General features: G+C 41.7%; 20 protein-coding genes. 9 read left to right on the top strand and 11 right to left on the bottom strand.

Features of this window, described 5'->3' with window-relative positions; all coding sequences use genetic code 11:
- Positions 1 to 46 precede the first annotated feature (46 nt).
- Both ELX58_RS01195 and ELX58_RS01190 read left to right on the top strand, forming a co-directional pair.
- Positions 47 to 883, top strand: coding sequence for a sulfite exporter TauE/SafE family protein (locus ELX58_RS01195; RefSeq protein WP_236747688.1), 837 nt, complete (start codon positions 47 to 49; stop codon positions 881 to 883).
- A 1-nt stretch (position 884) separates the two neighbouring features.
- Positions 885 to 1,274, top strand: a complete 390-nt coding sequence (locus tag ELX58_RS01190) for a DUF1634 domain-containing protein (protein WP_133441354.1) — start codon at positions 885 to 887, stop codon at positions 1,272 to 1,274.
- Between the two features lie 75 nt (positions 1,275 to 1,349).
- Here the strand turns inward: ELX58_RS01190 and ELX58_RS01185 are convergent, their stop codons facing one another.
- Positions 1,350 to 2,009: a metal-dependent transcriptional regulator gene (locus ELX58_RS01185; protein WP_133441353.1), complete on the bottom strand. Its 660-nt coding sequence runs from the start codon at positions 2,007 to 2,009 to the stop codon at positions 1,350 to 1,352.
- Positions 2,010 to 2,153: 144 nt separating this feature from the next.
- Here ELX58_RS01185 and ELX58_RS01180 point away from each other — a divergent pair, with 144 nt between their 5' ends.
- Positions 2,154 to 2,495, top strand: coding sequence for a hypothetical protein (locus ELX58_RS01180; protein WP_133441352.1), 342 nt, complete (start codon positions 2,154 to 2,156; stop codon positions 2,493 to 2,495).
- A gap of 89 nt (positions 2,496 to 2,584) precedes the next feature.
- Here ELX58_RS01180 and ELX58_RS01175 read toward each other — a convergent pair whose 3' ends face one another.
- The 6 genes from ELX58_RS01175 to helD all read right to left on the bottom strand — a co-directional run bounded on the left by ELX58_RS01175 (position 2,585) and on the right by helD (position 8,964).
- Complete coding sequence (locus ELX58_RS01175; RefSeq protein WP_133442546.1) at positions 2,585 to 3,472, bottom strand: cation diffusion facilitator family transporter; 888 nt, start codon at positions 3,470 to 3,472, stop codon at positions 2,585 to 2,587.
- 95 nt (positions 3,473 to 3,567) lie between these two features.
- Positions 3,568 to 3,984, bottom strand: a complete 417-nt coding sequence (locus tag ELX58_RS01170) for a hypothetical protein (protein WP_133441351.1) — start codon at positions 3,982 to 3,984, stop codon at positions 3,568 to 3,570.
- On the bottom strand, positions 3,962 to 4,771 hold the full coding sequence (locus ELX58_RS01165) for a DUF1003 domain-containing protein (RefSeq protein WP_133441350.1): 810 nt from the start codon (positions 4,769 to 4,771) through the stop codon (positions 3,962 to 3,964). The genes ELX58_RS01170 and ELX58_RS01165 overlap by 23 nt, the downstream gene beginning before the upstream one ends.
- A 15-nt stretch (positions 4,772 to 4,786) precedes the next feature.
- Positions 4,787 to 5,668 (bottom strand): RluA family pseudouridine synthase, encoded by an 882-nt coding sequence (locus ELX58_RS01160; protein ID WP_133441349.1) that lies wholly within the window; start codon positions 5,666 to 5,668, stop codon positions 4,787 to 4,789.
- Between the two features lie 53 nt (positions 5,669 to 5,721).
- Positions 5,722 to 6,651 (bottom strand): type I pantothenate kinase, encoded by a 930-nt coding sequence (gene coaA, locus ELX58_RS01155; RefSeq protein WP_133441348.1) that lies wholly within the window; start codon positions 6,649 to 6,651, stop codon positions 5,722 to 5,724.
- A 15-nt stretch (positions 6,652 to 6,666) separates the two neighbouring features.
- Complete coding sequence (gene helD, locus ELX58_RS01150) at positions 6,667 to 8,964, bottom strand: RNA polymerase recycling motor HelD (protein ID WP_133441347.1); 2,298 nt, start codon at positions 8,962 to 8,964, stop codon at positions 6,667 to 6,669.
- Positions 8,965 to 9,164: 200 nt separating this feature from the next.
- Between helD and ELX58_RS01145 the strand changes: the two genes are divergently transcribed.
- The 4 genes from ELX58_RS01145 (at position 9,165) to ELX58_RS01130 (ending at position 11,903) form a co-directional block, all read left to right on the top strand.
- Positions 9,165 to 9,821 carry a histidine phosphatase family protein gene (locus ELX58_RS01145; protein WP_335878635.1) on the top strand — a complete coding sequence of 219 codons (657 nt, stop codon included), beginning with the start codon at positions 9,165 to 9,167 and terminating at the stop codon, positions 9,819 to 9,821.
- Positions 9,822 to 9,905: 84 nt separating this feature from the next.
- Positions 9,906 to 11,186, top strand: coding sequence for a GTPase HflX (gene hflX / locus ELX58_RS01140; RefSeq protein ID WP_133442545.1), 1,281 nt, complete (start codon positions 9,906 to 9,908; stop codon positions 11,184 to 11,186).
- 141 nt (positions 11,187 to 11,327) lie between these two features.
- Positions 11,328 to 11,549, top strand: coding sequence for a glutaredoxin family protein (locus tag ELX58_RS01135; RefSeq protein WP_133441345.1), 222 nt, complete (start codon positions 11,328 to 11,330; stop codon positions 11,547 to 11,549).
- Positions 11,550 to 11,618: 69 nt separating this feature from the next.
- Positions 11,619 to 11,903, top strand: coding sequence for a hypothetical protein (locus tag ELX58_RS01130; RefSeq protein ID WP_133441344.1), 285 nt, complete (start codon positions 11,619 to 11,621; stop codon positions 11,901 to 11,903).
- Positions 11,904 to 11,976: 73 nt separating this feature from the next.
- Here ELX58_RS01130 and ELX58_RS01125 read toward each other — a convergent pair whose 3' ends face one another.
- The 3 genes from ELX58_RS01125 to ELX58_RS01115 are packed head-to-tail and all read right to left on the bottom strand — an operon-like array spanning position 11,977 to position 13,731.
- The gene (locus tag ELX58_RS01125) at positions 11,977 to 12,825 is read right to left on the bottom strand and encodes a DUF6681 family protein (protein WP_133441343.1); all 849 of its coding nucleotides are present in this window, start codon (positions 12,823 to 12,825) and stop codon (positions 11,977 to 11,979) included.
- Positions 12,826 to 12,836: 11 nt separating this feature from the next.
- Positions 12,837 to 13,274, bottom strand: coding sequence for a hypothetical protein (locus ELX58_RS01120; RefSeq protein ID WP_133441342.1), 438 nt, complete (start codon positions 13,272 to 13,274; stop codon positions 12,837 to 12,839).
- A gap of 16 nt (positions 13,275 to 13,290) precedes the next feature.
- Positions 13,291 to 13,731: an NUDIX hydrolase gene (locus ELX58_RS01115; RefSeq protein ID WP_133441341.1), complete on the bottom strand. Its 441-nt coding sequence runs from the start codon at positions 13,729 to 13,731 to the stop codon at positions 13,291 to 13,293.
- A 152-nt stretch (positions 13,732 to 13,883) separates the two neighbouring features.
- Here ELX58_RS01115 and ELX58_RS01110 point away from each other — a divergent pair, with 152 nt between their 5' ends.
- Together ELX58_RS01110 and ELX58_RS01105 are read left to right on the top strand one after the other, a co-directional pair.
- Positions 13,884 to 16,310, top strand: coding sequence for a Xaa-Pro dipeptidyl-peptidase (locus ELX58_RS01110; RefSeq protein WP_133442544.1), 2,427 nt, complete (start codon positions 13,884 to 13,886; stop codon positions 16,308 to 16,310).
- 42 nt (positions 16,311 to 16,352) lie between these two features.
- Complete coding sequence (locus ELX58_RS01105; protein WP_133441340.1) at positions 16,353 to 17,270, top strand: proline iminopeptidase-family hydrolase; 918 nt, start codon at positions 16,353 to 16,355, stop codon at positions 17,268 to 17,270.
- An 82-nt stretch (positions 17,271 to 17,352) separates the two neighbouring features.
- Here ELX58_RS01105 and ELX58_RS01100 read toward each other — a convergent pair whose 3' ends face one another.
- Positions 17,353 to 17,655 (bottom strand): hypothetical protein, encoded by a 303-nt coding sequence (locus ELX58_RS01100; RefSeq protein ID WP_133441339.1) that lies wholly within the window; start codon positions 17,653 to 17,655, stop codon positions 17,353 to 17,355.
- Positions 17,656 to 17,659 lie beyond the last annotated feature (4 nt).

Below are 17,659 nucleotides of genomic sequence, written 5' to 3'. Positions count from 1 at the left end.
CCTTTTTGTTATAATAGGTATAACTTATGTTATTAGGAGGTCTAATATGTTTGCCACCCAAATGATTTTTATCGGGATCTTCGCTGGAATTGCCGGAGCGATCCTGGGCCTTGGTGGTGGAATCATTGTTACCCCAATCTTGACGTTAGCCTATGGCCTGCCCATTAAATACGCCATCGGTGCCAGTATTATCGTGGTCATCGCCACGAGTTCCGGTGCTACCATCTCGTACTTAAAAGACAACGTTTTGAATTTACGGGTTGCAATGTTTCTTGAAATTGCCACCACGATCGGTGCCGTTGCTGGATCCTTGCTAACGGGAGTCCTTAACCCCATGTACCTATACATTCTGTTTGGGCTCTTGCTAGTCTTTAGCGGCTTTAACATGGCCAAAAAGGTTCGAGGAACAACCGATAACTTTGCTAAGCACACCGGTCCAATCGCCCAAAAATTAGAATTAGACAGTAGCTATTACGATAAAGCGGCTCACAAAAAAATTAATTATCAAGTCACGAATGTACCTGGTGGCTTCATCGTCATGCTAGGTGCCGGACTAGCCAGTGGTTTACTTGGTATTGGTTCTGGAGCTTTTAAAGTCATCGCCATGGATACCTTCATGAAGATGCCTTTAAAGCCGTCGAGTTCCACTAGTAACTTCATGATGGGAGTTACTGCCGCCGCTAGTGCCACGGTCTACTTCTTTAACGGTTCGATCTTGCCACAGATTGCGGTTCCGCTAGCCCTTGGCATCTTAGTTGGTGCCGTTGCTGGATCTAGGATCATGCAGCACCTACCTGCTAAATGGATTCGAATCGTATTCGTGCCGGTTCTGTTTTATATCGGGATCGATATGTTACTGCAAGGATTCGGGGTGAAATTATAAGATGAATAAATTAGAACAAGCACGCCAAAAACGTATTCAAGCTAAGATGGATAAGATTGAAATCGTGATTGGTAACCTATTACGAGCTGGTGTTATCATCAGCGCCGTTATCATGATTATCGGCTTTGCCCTCCTAATCATTACTGGTGGAACCGGCTATCCAGCTGGTTACCATCCCCATGATTTTAAGCAAATCTTCGCTGGAGTAATCGCCTTCAAGCCCTACGCTATTATGATGCTCGGTATCTTCTGTTTAATCTTAACCCCGGTTTTACGAGTCTTAGTTTCAATTTACTCATTTTATAAGGAGCACGACATGCTATATGTGTACATCACGACGTTCGTGATGTTCGTGTTAGCCTTTAGTTTCTGGCTCGGAATTCATAAGTGAATCTTAATCAATTAAATAATAAAAAAGCTGTGATTTAACTAAAAATCGCAGCTTTTTATTTATTATCTTAAATTTTTACTTTTTAACCGGCCGAACAAAAATATAATGAGCGGCTTTGTAGCCGATCGTTAACTTAGTGTGATCGGTCAAATTATGAACAATCACGGGACCGTCAAACGGTGCATGTCGTACCACGTGAACCACGTCACCAATATCTAACTTAATGTCGCCTAAATAGGTCAGCAGATCACGATTATCAATAAACCGATCCACCGCAACGGTATGACCGTCCTTAACGTCATTTAAGACCACGTGACTTTCACGACTGTAGTGACCATCTTTACCAGGAATTACACCACCATGCGGACAATGTCTAGGATAGCCCAACCACTTATCTAAAGCTTTTAATAACTTCGGGCTGGTAACGTGTTCCAAAACGTCAGCTTCCTGATCAACATCGCTTAATTTAAAGCCTAATTTTCTAACTAAAAAGACTTCCCAAAGGCGATGTTTCCAAATCAAAAGTTTGGCCAGTCGAGCACCCTTAGCGGTCAGGGTAACCCCTGAATACGGTTCATGTTTAGCGAGACCATCACGTAATAATTTATTAACCATTTCGGTTACAGATCCAGCGGCAATGTTAAGGCTAATGGCAATCTGTTTATTAGATACCTTCACCCGGGTACCACCAAGTTCAAAAATTATTTTTAAATAATCTTCTTTAATCGGACTCATGGCTATATCCCCAATTTTTTCAAAAAACAGTTTTACGTTTACTATCTTAAAAGATATAATTAGATTATACCGCAATCATTTATTACAATAAATGGTGGTTTATAAGTATAGAATTCTATAATTTAGTTTGAAAGGAAGCATCTCATGAGTAAGCTCGTCAAATTTGATCAACTCAGCGATCAGGCCAAAAAGAAAGCGATCCTCGATTTTGCGAAGTTCTACGTTCCGCATTATCGTTCCGAAAACTTAGAAATTATTGGCTCATATGACCACACTGGACTCATCTGGGATATCAATCGTGACATTTGGGATAACAAATTCAATTCTAAGGAAGACGTTATCAAGATGTCTGCTCATGATCGTCCTAAGCATTACGGTAAATTACTTGATAAGATGGACCAGAAATTCTACGAAAACGGCAATCCCGAAAAGCCGTGGAAGAAATGGTACCATGATAAGTACTTCAGTATCGAAACCGGACTATAATTACGATTTAATCTAAAAACGAAAATAACGTGAATTTTAGTTGATCACTAAAGTTCACGTTATTTTTTTATCTTTAATTTAATTATCTATTAAACATCGTGATAATGACCGTTACTGTAATTATAGAAATTCTCCTGTTTACCACGGTTAACTTCAGCCTGTAAAGTTACGTGATCAATATGATATTTCTTATGCAACAGCTCGTAAATTGGATGATACGTCTTTTCAGCTTCACTGATCGTCATGTCACGCATATTGATGTGCGCAGAAAAGATAATGCTGTTTTCATCGATCAGCCAGATATGAACATGATGAACACCGGTAACTTCCGGTAACTGCATCAGATCATGCTGAATCGCTTCACTATCGATATCAGGGGCACCCTGCATCAAAATCACGATGGTCTTCTTAATAATTGGCCAGGTTTCAGCCATGATGTATAGGGCAACGCCGATCGTGACGATCGGGTCAACGATGAACCAGCCATATAATTGAATTAAAATCCCACCGATAATGATGCCGACCGAGGATAACGTATCACTTAATAAATGAAGATACGTGGCTTTGATGTTCAAATTATGCTTGGCACCATGGTTCAAGATCACAGCTGACACTAGATTAGCGATCGTTCCGACAATTGCAACTAGGAACATTAATTCACCATTGGTGTGCTCAGGGTGAAATAATCTTGAAGCCGCTTCAACGATTAAAACTGCGGAAATAATCATCAAAAATGCGGAATTAACGAACGCTGAAATAATCTGAGCTCGTTTATAGCCGAACGTCTCGTGTTTCGTCTGCGGACGACTACTGATTCGATGCGCATAATAACTTAAAACGACCGAAGCCGAATCACCGAGATTATGAAAACCGTCTGATACTAGTGACAGACTTCCGGCCAAGGCACCTCCGGCAAATTCGACCACGGTGATGACGATGTTTAAGATCGTGACGAATAAAAACCGGGCACCTGACATCTGGTCCTTGGATTGCACACAATCGCCTACTTTCTTATTGTTGGGACTTTATTATGGCACGTTAAAAATTATTTTTCCATCCGACCTAACTTATTTTAATCGGATGTAACCATGCGCCAGTCCCCTTCGGCGGCTTTTGAAATCAAATTCAGAAAGTGAGCGACGTGCAAAGCTCGTTGGGGGTCATGCTGATGAAGATGATTCAAGCCGCGTCCAGTAACCATGGGTCGACCTAATCGAAAGTCACCATTTTCAAAATGACCTTCTGAAAAGGCCACGACGGTCTGGCCAGATTCAATCTTGGTTACGATAAAGAAAAGACTGTAACTGTCTTTGGCTTTCATATAAGCCGGCATTGCCCAGATATCAGGAGCAATTTCTTCTAACTTTTCGTTCATGAATCGATAATCTAAATGGTTCTTTTTGGTAACGGGTCTGCGCAACACAAATATCATTCTATTAAAAATGGGGTTGCCTAATTCGATGTGGTTAATGTTTTTTGGTGTATTCATGTTTGTGCTCCTCTTTAGTCTCTTTGGTTATATATCGATGTTCAGCCTTATTTTCGGTCCTCAAGATATTATTCTGACGACGAAGGTCCATCAATTCAGCGTGAACCTCGCCTAAAATCTGGAGTTGTAAACGCTGAACCTCTAAATTATGCGGTAATTGATCCTGGTTTAAATGATCCAGCTTAGCGTGTAAAATACGAAGTTCATGTTCCGATTTAATGTTGACATGATAATCGTTTTCAGCTGACAAACGGTCATGGTCGGCGGAACGGTTTTGACTCATCATGATAAACGGGGCTTGAATGGCAGCAATACAACTCAAAGCTAGATTAAGCAAGATATACGGATACGGATCAAAGTGAATCCCAAATAATTCCAGACCGTTGACGGTCATCCAAATTAACAGGAAACCAACGAAGATAATAATGAAGCTCCAACTACCACCGAAGTGGGCAACGGCATCGGCTAACTTCTGCCCAAAGGTTTCGTGTTTCTGTAGGGCCTGGTTAACGTTGGTGATTGCGTAATTATCGTTATTCAGAGCCCGAGTCAACTTTCGGTTGATCTTATGGTTACGCTTGGTATCACGATTAATCATGCGGTTAACTTCGTGAACTCGGTAATGCAACAGATGATCACCACAAATAAAGTCGGTATCTTTAGCATGATGATAATCATATTTGATCTGACCTCGGATCGACGGCTTCAGTTCTTTTAAGAACATTCCGTCGACCACTCGATACTTTTTGCCGTCAACTAAGCACTTTACAACACTATTCTTTTTCATAACTATCCCTCCGAACTATTTCTGGGTTAGTAACCGTTTCATATCAGCCGGTAAATTGGCCTTAAATTTTCTAACTTGATGAGTAAACGGATCAGGAAAGGCCAAGTACCAAGCATGCAATGCCTGACGCTTAATCCCCCAGTCCATCGGTCCGCCATACAGATGATCACCCACTAAAGGATGACCAATTTCAGTAAAATGAACTCTAATCTGATGGGTCCGTCCGGTATGCAAACGGGCCTTGATCAACGTAAATTTCGGGTACGATTTCACTTGCCGGTATTCCGTCCAGGCAAACTGACCGTTGATCATTTTATGCCGCTTAATTTCGTTTGGTAATTTCCCAATCAGCATTTTTACGGAGCCGTGCTGCGTCTTCAAATGCCCTTTGATTATAGCTAGGTAAACCTTTTTAATCTTATGGGTATTAATCAACTGGTTAGCCAGACTGTTAGCAAACCGATGCTTCGCAATCAGCATTAGACCACTGGTGTACATATCCAACCGGGTAATTAAATGTGGACGTAAATTAGGCGAATGATGCGCTAATAAATACCCCTTAAGGCGGTTCACCACTGTATCATGCCGATTATGCGGACCGGGGACCGAAGTCAGTCCAGCCGGTTTATTAATCACTAGCCAGTTCTGATCTTCATACACTACATCTAATTTACCATGACTAATAACAACGTGGGGATCTGCCGGCTCAGACGGAATGTCAACGGCTACTTCATCCCCTAATTTCATCGGCTGACTAGTCACGATCCGGTGATGATTTAGATAGAGCTTCCCGTGATGTTTAATCGAAGTGAAGATCCGGTGACTGATTCCACGGTGCTTTAAAAATTTTTTCACGGCAATTCGTTTAAACTGCTGGTTAACCCAGGAATATTGCAAATACTATTTCTCCTTATTCAATATAAAAGGCCCCATTATGGAGCCGTCAATCATTAATACTTTCGAATGTAAACTTTATCGATCCGGTGATTATGAGTCTTATGAATAATAAAGTCAGCTCGTGACCGGGTCGGCAAGATATTTTCCTTTAGATTTGGTAAATCGTTCTTGTCCCAAACCCGTTTAGCCATTTTAACGACCGCTTCCGGATTCTGATGAGCATACCGATAATAATAATTCAGTGGATCCTGAAAGGCCGTCTTCATTAATTTCTTGAGTCGGGTTAGGTACCACTGTTCAATCAATTTGGCGTCGGCATCGATATAAATGGAAAAATCAGTAAAGTCACTCACATAAATCTGCTGATTACTCGGTAACTGTAAAACGTTAATCCCCTCGACGATCAAAACGTCGGGCCGGTCAACAATGTCGAAACGATGCGGAATTACATCGTACACTTGATGTGAATAAACCGGTGACTTAACCTCTCGCTTGCAAGTCTTGACGGCATTCAAGAATTTAATCAATGCTGGCATGTCATAAGTCTGCGGAAAGCCCTTCAAAGCCATTAAATGCTTCTTTTTCAAGACCTTATTGGGATACAGAAAGCCGTCGGTCGTAATCATCTGGATCTTGTAACCTTCAAAGAAATGCGAAAGTAAGACTTCTAATAGCCGAGCTGTAGTTGATTTACCGACCGCAACACTTCCGGAAATCCCGATGATGAACGGGGTCCGCTGAGCTGGTCGCTGTAGGAACATCGCTCGAGTATCGTGCCAGGTCTTAAAATTATCCAGACGCATCCGTAATAGATGAATTAACGGGATGTAGATATCCTGAACATCCTGCAAAGAGATTCGATCATTAAACGCTTTGATCTGCTGAAGACTCTTTGCGGTAATCGGGACGGATTCACCCTGGTAAAATTGTTTCCACTTATCCTTTGGATACATAAAATAATTACGTTTACTAGGTACACTCATGTTTAATCCTCTTAATTAATCGTCTAATTGGTACAACTGCTTTGGAATTGCGTTAAATAACGGTGACAAATCATGAATACTGATCACGTTCAACCGGTGCATGGCTCGGGTACAGATCGTGTACGCTAACTGACGATCTTCATCGTTAGCGTAATTATGCCGGGATGCATCCAACATCACGACGGCATCGAATTCTAGTCCCTTGGCTAAGTATGCCGGAACTACTAAGATCCCGCTGACCAATTCCTGATTTTCAGTCTGGATCAGATGAACGTTAACGCCACGCTGCTTTAGCTGCTTAGCTAACAGCTGACACTGTTTTAGATTCTTACCAATTAATGCGGTGGTGCCGTACTTATGATTATTTTTAATGATCTTAATTAAGCCGGCTAATTCTCGACCACGGCTTGGTTCAACGGATACTTTCGGTAATTCACCATTTCGTGCGAACGATTGAATGTCTTCACCATCCGGTAACAGATACTTACTGAAGTCGGTAATCTGTTGAGTGGATCGGTATGATTTAACCAGTTGAACCTGGTGAATTGTTTGACCCTTAAAGATCTGCTTAAGATCACCAAGTAAATGATGACTACGCTGATGGGTAAAGATGGCTTGATTAAGATCGGCCAAGACGGTAAAGCGAGCCTTTGGGAATTCATAATGAATCAGTGCCATCTGGAAGCCAGTGTAATCCTGGGCTTCATCGATAAAGATGTACTTGATGCCCGGATGACCCAAACTACCAGCAATTCGATCATGCAGATACAGATAGATCGAGACATCGGCCATCGAAATCTGGCCATAATCTAATTCGTTAATGAATTCCTTTAAGCTGTTTTGCCAAGTCTTTTCCGGAATCCCAAACTGCTTTAAGCTAATGTACTTCGGTAATGCATTTAATAGGTGCAGATACTGTAGGTTCAGGTTGATAAACAAGCCGTTGGTAATGATGTGTCTAACCCGACGAAAGGCACCGATAACGATGTGCTTAGCCAAGAAATTATACGAATTATCGACGTTCTGGAATTCGTTCGGATGACTTAATTGAATGGCTTGTAACTGAGCACGATCCATATCTTCGATGGCGTCGGAGACCCACTTCTTCTTCATTTCGGACTTAATCCGTTCACGTAATAAGATTAATAATTTATCTTTAGTTGCGTCTAACCGGTTACTAAGATCGTAATTCGAATTGAACTGGTAATAGATCTTTGCGATCTGCTGCTTAGAAATGAAGACGTGACCGTTAAAGATGATGTTCTTGAAGTGCATCCCGCTATGGTTCAAATCACCCAAATATTTATTAACGGCTTTAAAGCACTCTAAGCTGTTCTTCAAATTATTAATTCGCTGATCATGATGCGTTAGATTATCATCACTAAACCGCTGAGCTAAGGTTTCAACACTAAAGTGCGGAACTCGATGGTCACTGTATTGGTAGTACGTCATCCGAACCATGTTGTGTTCACCTAAACTCGGTAAAACGTGGTTAACGTAATCATTGAACAACTGGTTCGGCGAGAACAGAATAATCTGTCGAGACGTTAAACTCGGTCGGTAATGGTACAAAAGGTAAGCGACTCGCTGTAAAGCAGCTGACGTCTTACCAGAACCAGCGGCCCCCTGAACGTAAAGTAAATCAGCGGAAGTATCACGGATGATCTTGTTCTGATCAGCCTGGATCGTGGTCACGATATTCCGCATCTTAGGTGTTGACTGCTGGCTTAAATTACTAAGCAATAATTGGTCACCAATGGCGGCTTTAGTATCGAAGACGGTCACAATCTTACCGTTCTTGATCTGAAACTGACGCTTCAGGAGAACATTAACGGTATGCGGACCAGATGGTGCTTGATAGGTGACTTTACCCAATTTATTTTCGTAATAAATACTCGAAATTGGGGCTCGCCAGTCATACACCAAATAATGTTTACCTTCGTTAGCAAACGAGGCTAAGCCGATGTAAATGGTGTGGACCTGATCACTATTTAACTCTTTGAAGTCGACCCGGGCAAAGTACGGATTCTTAGCCAGTAACTGAAGCCGCTTCAAGAAGAAATGCGCCTGATGCCATTCACTATTGAGCTGATCTAGCATCTGCTGTTTCTGACGAACTTCGACTCCGGTTTCCATTAAACCGGAATAGGTCGTTGAACGTAAACGAACGTCATTGTAGAAATCCTTCTGAATGATCCGTTCGTTCTTTTCGTCATGATGAATCGTCTTTAGCTGTTTCAATTTAGCTAAATTAATCTTTTGAATTACTGAATTAAGCCGTTTCTGTTCTGCGATCTTAATATTTTCTGCCATTTAAATTTCCCCTAAAATTAACGATAACTTGTAGAACCAGCCTTTATTTTATCACGTGACGACCACTAACAAAAAAGCAGGACATCAAATTAAATCCGTGTAGATTATTTAGAATTTACAACCGACATTAATGGATAATCCCCGGTAACCTTGATAAAATAATAAATAGAAACGCAACGCAGTCAGGAGGCGCTTAAATTTTGATCAATATCTTTTTTGTTCGACATGGCCAAACGTACTTAAACATGTACTACCGAATTCAAGGCCTATGCGACGCCCCACTTACACCCAAGGGTGTCTTGGACGCTAAGAAAGCCGGTCAGCGACTCAGTTCAATTAAATTCGACGCAGCATACGCTAGTGACCGGCCACGTGCTATTCACACCGCTGAATATATTTTAGCTAGAAATCCGTCACCAATTAAAGAACCCGTAATTGACAAAGCTTTCCGTGAAGAAAACTTCGGTTACTTCGAAGGTGCCGATGGCGAACACGCCTGGCACATGATCGGTGGTCCTTACGGTGAAGACACCTATAACAAGATGATTAACCGTTGGGGCATGAGTAAGGTCTTAGACATGATTCACGATGCCGACCCATTCCACGATGCTGAAAGCAGTGCGCAGGTTAAGAAACGGTTTGAAGCCGGTTTGAAGCGAATCTTAAGCAAGGCTCATGACGGTGACAACATTTTAGTTGCTGCCCACGGGACCATCATTCGCTGGATCGCTTATTATTACGGTAACCATGTTGACGTCTCCCAGTCGACTGCTAACGGCAGTGTTACTAAGATGGTCGTCAAGGATAACCATCCCGAAGTCGTTTACTTCAACAAAACTGACACCAAGAATTTATAACCGATAAAATTTTAAATTAAAATCACGTGGCGGTTAGTATTTCTATTGAATACTGACCGCTTTTTTAGCAAGGGAAGCCTTAATATCGATACTAAATTTACAAACCAGCCGACCAGAGTTATTACCATCGGTTTAAACCTGAATGATCCTCACTTTGATTACTCCATTAAGGAACTCAACGCCCTGGCCCAAGCTAATCATATGCAAGTCGTTACAACCGTTACCCAGAAGCTCGATCATCCGTTTGCCGGAACCTACTTCGGCCCTGGCAAAATCAAGAGTCTAAAGGAAATTGCTGAAGCTCAAAAAGCCCAGTACATCATCGTTAACGATGAATTAACGCCTAGTCAGATCCGAAATCTAGAAAAGATGACTGGTAAAGACATCATCGATCGAACAGGTTTGATTTTAGAAATTTTCGCTAACCAAGCTCGAACTAAGGAAGCTAAACTTCAAGTTAAATTGGCCCGATTAGAATATCAGTTACCACGACTACGAACCAGCGCCAGTGTCCGTTTGGATCAACAAACCGGTAACGGTGGTGGTTATACCAACCGTGGTTCTGGTGAAACGTTGCTTGAAATGAGACGCCGAACCTTAGGCCGTCAGATCAACAACATCCGTCATCACCTTAAATCAGTCAATAAGACGAAAAAGGTTCAGAGTCACCAACGGAAAAAGATGACCATCCCGACCGTTGCGTTGGTTGGTTACACCAACGCTGGTAAATCGACGATCTTGAACCAATTAGTTAAACGCTGGGGCACCAACGAAAGTAAACGGGCTTTGGTTAAGAATATGCTCTTCGCGACCTTAAGCACCGAAGTTCGTAAATTAACCCTACCTAACAACCGTAAATTCCTGCTTAGTGATACGGTCGGTTTCGTTAGTAAGTTACCTCATGAATTAATCAGTGCGTTCCAGTCAACCCTATCAGAAGCCGCTAACGCGGATCTGTTAATTCAGGTCGTTGACTACTCCGACCCAAACCGGCAATTAATGATGAAGACCACCATGAAGACCTTAAAGAAGATGGGTATTCATGGCATCCCAATGATCACGGTCTTCAATAAAGCCGATAAGGTTGGTAAACATTATCCGGTTCAGGAAGGAAACAGTTTGATCATGTCGGCTCAGGACCCAACTAACCGGTCCATCAATGCATTAGTCAAAATGATTGAACAACGGATTTACCGCAATTACATTACGGTTAATCTCGTAATCCCTTATAACCAAGGTCAGATCATCAGTTATTTGAATACCCACGCCGACGTTTTAAAAGCTAAATATTCTGCTAAAGGAACTCAAATAAAAGTAAATTTGCCAAAGCCCATGCTAGACCGGATCAGCCAATATCAGATTTAAGTCAAATCACGGCTCAGCCCCGTCATATTGCATGTTCCACAACATGTGGCACCTCGAATTGACTTAGCCCCAATCTATGGTATTATTTTAACTGTCATTTGATATTCATATCATAATTTTAATAATTCAGGGGTGCTTAATATGACAATTATTTCTAAAAAAGGTTTTTGCCCTGGCTGCATGATGACCCAAAAGGTCTTGGACGCTAAAGGTGTTAAATACACGATCAAACACATTGATTCCGAAGCGGAAAGAAATCATATCCTGGATTTAGGTTTCCGTAGCTACCCAATCGTAGAACCGAACGATAAGATCGATGATGAAACCTTCTGTGGATTTCGTCCAGAAAAGTTAAAAGCTTAATTAAAGAAAACTAAAAGCCATGACGTGTGATTTAGACGTCATGGCTTTTTTGTAGAAAGAATAATTAAAATGGATCTTGCGTTGTCCGAATATCACGTTATTGTTATGAAGCACACCGATGATCAATACACCGTTCTTTGCCATGATCAAGATCGATATACGATTAAGACCGATACTCAAAAAGCGATCCTCAAGGACGATCGTTGTCTGTGGGACCGAACGACCATGCGAAAGATGATCCGAGATGTTGGCTTTCAAAAGCCGGAAATAACGGCCATTTTAAAGAAGGTCACCGGATTTGATAATCTCAGCAAATGTCAGTTTGTATGGGCCGATCAATTTAAACTTAACTAAAAAGACGTCAACATTATTAGATCAATTTCTACGTCTAATAATATTAACGCCTTTTTTCTTTTACTCAATTTAATTAAAATTGCGGTCGTTCAAAACGAACGTTGACCTGCAAACGATATGGCTGGTGATGCTGATAAACTCGCGAGCGCCCCATCATCTGGTAAGGACCGCCAACCAAGATGACCGAAGTTAAAACTGGCACCCAGGAATGAGCGTGCTGGTTAACTTCTTGGATCGGTTGAAGACCAATCCGGGCAATCTTACCAACGTAACGGGCATGAAATTTGTCATTACCGGCAAATACTCGCCATTCGTTATCGATGTGCCGAAGCTGGTAAAACGGGACTAAGGCTCCCGCACCAATGGCGTAGACCGGACGGTGATGATCCTGCTTCAAACGTTTAAAGATCTGGTGATAACTTAAGCCGGCATAATCAGTATTTAAGTGGTCACCCTTGATCAAATCCTGAACTAAAGCTTGAAGGTTCCGACGGGTCTGTTGCGTAGTGATCAAGTGAGCTGGGATCGACTGTCGAATCTCATGAACCGCATCCCGATCATCCCGCTGATGCAAATTCTGTAGATGCGTTAATGAATGGGTGGCTTCTTCATTAAACTGCTTCAGGCCCAGTTTCTTCTCGATAACTGGTGATACATCAAATGGTGCTTCGCGTTTTAAGAAATAGTAGTAAAAATTGATGTACAAGAAATAGACCAACGCAACGGAAGCTACCACCAGTAAGACACCATGAATGATAAAGCCATTAATGATAAAGCGGCTTCCCGCATAAAACAGGTATAGATCACCTAAGATTCCGGCGGTCGTATAGATTTGATTAAGAACCCTATTACCACGGCTCCCAATGTTAATGAACCCGAAATAACCTAATCCTTGACTAAGTAAATTTAGAAAACTGAACACGATGTCACCTTCTATTGATTCGACTGGCTGCCACTGTTATTCGTCGACTTGCTCTGACTTTGACCGGTCGACTTTTGGGCACCTTGTGACGAACTACTACTTTGGGATGAGCTCGACGAATGACTCGGTTGGTCACTAGTTGATGTCGAATTATTCACATTTGACTTATTCGATCGATTCGGTTGCTTCGTTGATTCAGTCGAATCATCGTCCGATTTTTGATCATTTTTATTATCTTTATCATTTGGTGACTTAAGCTTGTTTTTAATCTTATCCACGATACTATGGCTCCGGGTTCTGTTCTGGTTATTATTTACCACCCGGGTCTGCCGAACAGGCGCACCTTCGTGGGTATTAGTAACTTTGTTTTCAAAAACATTTGACGCACCCAAAATCAAAATTATCGATAGAATCGCAAATGGCGTAATAAACGGCGGGGTGCGGTGCATATTAATCATCTCGGAATTAGATTAGGCCTAACTGCTTTTTAACGAACTGGTCAACATCATAAAAGACGTCCCGTTCGTTATCGTAATAAAAAGTGTGGTAAGCGTTCCGAAAGTCGAACCATCCGTAATCCATGACCTGTTTCTTAGACGGAGTTACAATTACATGCGATTTAACCTGGGCTACAAAGACCTTGACCAAACGCTTATCACCAAGGTTAGGATGATAAGTTAGCGATTTACAAAAAGGTAGTTTAATCTTAACGTCTAAATTAGTCAATTGTTTAGCGCTGGCTTCAGCAGCTGATTTGAATTGATCTAAATCTTTTGGATCGGCATCTGTTTTTAACGGACCCTTCGGAAATTCCCATTCACCGTTATTACGGTGAACTAATAAATAATGGGGAAAACCGAAGACCTTCTGATAAATAATGACGCCGCCTTCTAATTTTTCGGCCATAATTAACCTCCTCAAAGGTAAATTATACTCGGTTCGGTTCAGTTTATGTTAAATGGCCATAATGTTTCCACCCATTAAACATTTATTAACAAGTTAATGATTTTAGATAAGCATTAGCTGTACAATACTATTTAGGAGGTTATTTTATGCACATGAAAAATCATCAATTCGCGATCGAACCCGTTAAGTTTTCGCAAATGATCCATGAATTAAAAGTTATCCACTTTTATAACGATCAAATGAGCAAGTTATCCCCTGCTCTGCTCTTTAAACACTTACTTTTTAAGGCTTTCGTTAACGACCATAGTCAGGCTTTGAAAAACTTCCGACTTCACGGTTTAATGGCCACACCTGACCAAGCTGCCGATAATTATTTAGACAGCACCCAAAACTTATCCACAAGTGCTTTTTATAACGTTGCTTTACAGCTCTGGCACTTTGAAGTTCATCTGGACTTTGAACTTGACGCTCCATTAAAAGCAATGAAAAAGATGCGCTTGCCAATGGTCAAGGTTGCTAACCCTAAGGCAATGACCAACAAAGACGTCTTACATGCTTGGTACTTAATGTTAAATACTCACACCAAGCTTGGTCAGACCTACTTAGATGATCTAGCTAGTGACGGTTATTATAAACAATTTAATGACCTGCCAAAGCCACTCTTCATCGACGGGAAAGCCCAGCCGGTCTTTAATACTAATCATCTAATTCACGAAGTGGTCTACGTTGAATCCCCATTAGACACTGATAAAGACGGTGAACGGGATCTTTTAAAGACCGACATCATCAGACCGAGTGAAACTAATCACGGTGTCAAAGTCCCAACGTTATTCACAGCTAGTCCATATAACATGGGAACTAACGATGCTGACGGTGACCGAATGACACATAATGTCAACAAACCGTTAACTCGCAAGCAACCAAATAACTATACATATCAGGATGTTGAATCACATGCTGATCCAACCAAGAACATCCCCGCACCCCGTGCAGTTAAGGGTCATGCTAAACAACCTGAACAAGCTTTCCATCATGAATGGACATACACGATGAACGACTACTTCTTGGCCCGTGGCTTCGCAGTCGTTTACTCTGCCGGTGTCGGAACGTTAGGCTCACAAGGACTAAAGACAACCGGTGATAAAGCCGAAACGGTCAGTGCTGAATCAGTCGTTCAGTGGTTAGCTGGTAATCGCACCGCCTTCACCAATCCATCTGATCACATCGCAATCGATGCCTGGTGGTCTAATCATAACGTTGCTATGACCGGTCGTTCATACTTAGGAACCTTAGCGACCGCCGTTGCCAGTACCGGTGTTAAAGGTTTAAAGACTTGCATCATCGAAGCCGCCATCTCTAGCTGGTACGACTACTATCGTGAAAACGGCTTAGTTTGCGCTGCCGGTGGCTTCCAGGGTGAAGATGCCGATGTCTTAGCTGAAGAAGTCTTCAGCCGGAAAAAGAGTGCGGGTGATTATCATCGCATTAAACCGTTGTGGAAAAAGCAACTTGCTAAGATTACCCATGACCAGCATCGTGATACCGGTGCATACAATAAATTCTGGGACGCCCGTAACTATCTAAAGGATCTCAAGAACACTAAGGCTGACTTATTATTTGTCCACGGTTTAAACGACATCAACGTTAAGCCAATCAACGTTGAACACAGCTGGAAAGCCTTAAAAGATGTCCCCGTTACCAAGAAATTAATCCTGCATCAGGGTCAGCACATTTATATCAACAACTTCCAGTCAATCGACTTTACTGACATGGTCAACCTGTGGATAAGTAATAAATTATACGGTGTGGATAACTCCGCTAATCAATTAATTCCACCGGTTACCGTTCAAGATAACACCAAGCCAGAAACCTGGAATACTTACAAAGATTGGTGTAATAGTCAGCATCACATCACCTATCATTTAAATGATCAGTCATTAGATCCAGAAAGTTGTTCACAGGCTCCGCTATCATTTAAGGATTATGTGGATAAAAAATCGTTTGCTAAATATTGTCACTACTTACCAGTCTGGTATCACGATCTGATGAGCAGTAAAAAATCACCATTAACCGGTAATAAATTAATCTTCAAAACGGCACCGTTCAAGCATGACCTTAAGGTCGACGGTAACGTTAAAGTTAACTTACGTGTTAAGAGCAGTCAGGACATCGGATTAATCAGTGCCATGCTTGTGGATTACGGAACTGCTAAACGCTTAACGATTTCTCCACAAGTGATCGGCTTCCAGAGTATTTACCAGGGTTATCACTGGCGTAAAGATGATCTCCGTGAATTCAAATATCAGAAGCACCCAACCCCGTTCAAGAAGATCGTGGTATCACACATCAACCTACAGAACCGTCACAATGCCTACAAGGTTGATGATCTAAAGCCAAACCAGTACGTTGACGTTAGCTTTGAACTTCAGCCAACGTTCTTCCACTTCTTACCGAAGCATCAGTTAGGTCTAATCATCTTCGCGACTGACTATGCTCGCACGTTACGTGGTAACCAGCACATTAGTTACACGATCGATCCTAAGTACTCCAGCTTGGTCGTTCCGGTTTATAAAAAATAAATGTTATTATATAAGTATTAACGATTAAAAAGGAGATTCAATATGCGAACTGGTACTAAAATCATTACTTTAGACAATGGTTACCATCTCTGGACCCATACGTCCGGTCATGGTCACATTCATTTACTCGCATTACACGGTGGCCCCGGTGGCACTCCAGAATACTGGGAAAACGCTGCTCAGGAATTAAAGAAACAGGGCTTGGACGTTCAAGTTACCATGTACGACCAATTAGGCTCATGGTATTCTGATACGCCTGACTTAAGTAACCCGAAGATTGCTAAACGGGTCCTTACCTACAAGTACTTCATTGATGAATTAGATGAAGTTCGCCGTAAATTAGGCTTAGATAATTTCTATCTGATCGGCCAATCCTGGGGCGGCTTAATGGTTCAGGAATACGCTGCTGATCCAAAGTTACAGAAGCACTTAAAAGGTGCCATTATTTCATCAATGGTTTCAGACATCGATGATTACACCAAGCACCTAAACCAGATCCGTGAACACGCCCTTCCGGCTGACGACGTTGCCTACATGAAGAAGTGTGAAAAGGAAAACAACTACGATAACGCCCGTTACCAGAAATGCGTTGACGTATTAAACCGTGGCTGGATCGACCGGACTTATCCACCGGCAATTCATCACTTAGTCGACATCAACAACGAAGATATTTACCACGCTTTCCAGGGTGATAACGAATTTGTCGTTACCGGCAAGTTAAAGAGCTGGCACTTTACCAAGCACTTAAAGGACATTCACGTTCCAACCTTAGTAACCTTTGGTCAGCATGAAAGCATGCCGATCTCTGCTGGTAAAAAGATGGCTAAGTTAATTCCAAACGCTAAGTTCGTATCAACTCCACATGGTGGTCATCACCATATGATTGATAACGCCCCTGTTTACTACAAGCACTTGGCTGACTTTATCCGTCAGGTCGAAAACGGGACATTCAACAAGTAATTTAAATTTACTTTAATAACAAAAAGCTCCTAATTATCGTAATGATAATTAGGAGCTTTCTTTATCTAAATTATTAGATTAATTATCTTAAGTTCGTGTGTAAGTTGTTGGCACGTAACATCGCGTCACGGTACTTAGCTTTGTAAAAACCGATACTAGTCTTTAACTGTTTGTAGTCTTCACGCTTCAATACCACGTAATTCTTTTTCCATTCAGCAAAGCCATGGTTATGCATATGCTTATGCATCTTCTTGAATTCACTGAAAAGCTTCTTACCAAGTTTTGTGCCCTTGGCAACGAACTTGTTACCCTCCAACTTACTGATTTGATCTTCTAATTTGTTTTTCTGAGCTTCTAATTTCTGTAATTCTGCTTTCTTATCCATTGGT

This window comes from Acetilactobacillus jinshanensis, from assembly GCF_004359375.1.
GTDB classification, from domain to species: Bacteria; Bacillota; Bacilli; order Lactobacillales; family Lactobacillaceae; genus Acetilactobacillus; species Acetilactobacillus jinshanensis.
This window is presented reverse-complemented; position numbering and strand designations above follow the sequence as displayed.

Bases quoted from the DNA above. Each gene is read 5' to 3' on its own strand.
- ELX58_RS01110 (WP_133442544.1), top strand. From the start codon at position 13,884: ATGAAAAATCATCAATTCGCGATCGAACCCGTTAAGTTTTCGCAAATG.
- ELX58_RS01135 (WP_133441345.1), top strand. From the start codon at position 11,328: ATGACAATTATTTCTAAAAAAGGTTTTTGCCCTGGCTGCATGATGACC.
- ELX58_RS01190 (WP_133441354.1), top strand. From the start codon at position 885: ATGAATAAATTAGAACAAGCACGCCAAAAACGTATTCAAGCTAAGATG.
- ELX58_RS01130 (WP_133441344.1), top strand. From the start codon at position 11,619: ATGGATCTTGCGTTGTCCGAATATCACGTTATTGTTATGAAGCACACC.
- ELX58_RS01165 (WP_133441350.1), bottom strand. From the start codon at position 4,771: ATGAAAAAGAATAGTGTTGTAAAGTGCTTAGTTGACGGCAAAAAGTAT.
- ELX58_RS01185 (WP_133441353.1), bottom strand. From the start codon at position 2,009: ATGAGTCCGATTAAAGAAGATTATTTAAAAATAATTTTTGAACTTGGT.
- ELX58_RS01105 (WP_133441340.1), top strand. From the start codon at position 16,353: ATGCGAACTGGTACTAAAATCATTACTTTAGACAATGGTTACCATCTC.
- ELX58_RS01180 (WP_133441352.1), top strand. From the start codon at position 2,154: ATGAGTAAGCTCGTCAAATTTGATCAACTCAGCGATCAGGCCAAAAAG.
- ELX58_RS01175 (WP_133442546.1), bottom strand. From the start codon at position 3,472: ATGTCAGGTGCCCGGTTTTTATTCGTCACGATCTTAAACATCGTCATC.
- ELX58_RS01195 (WP_236747688.1), top strand. From the start codon at position 47: ATGTTTGCCACCCAAATGATTTTTATCGGGATCTTCGCTGGAATTGCC.
- coaA (WP_133441348.1), bottom strand. From the start codon at position 6,651: ATGAGTGTACCTAGTAAACGTAATTATTTTATGTATCCAAAGGATAAG.
- helD (WP_133441347.1), bottom strand. From the start codon at position 8,964: ATGGCAGAAAATATTAAGATCGCAGAACAGAAACGGCTTAATTCAGTA.
- ELX58_RS01120 (WP_133441342.1), bottom strand. From the start codon at position 13,274: ATGCACCGCACCCCGCCGTTTATTACGCCATTTGCGATTCTATCGATA.
- ELX58_RS01170 (WP_133441351.1), bottom strand. From the start codon at position 3,984: ATGAATACACCAAAAAACATTAACCACATCGAATTAGGCAACCCCATT.
- ELX58_RS01115 (WP_133441341.1), bottom strand. From the start codon at position 13,731: ATGGCCGAAAAATTAGAAGGCGGCGTCATTATTTATCAGAAGGTCTTC.
- ELX58_RS01100 (WP_133441339.1), bottom strand. From the start codon at position 17,655: ATGGATAAGAAAGCAGAATTACAGAAATTAGAAGCTCAGAAAAACAAA.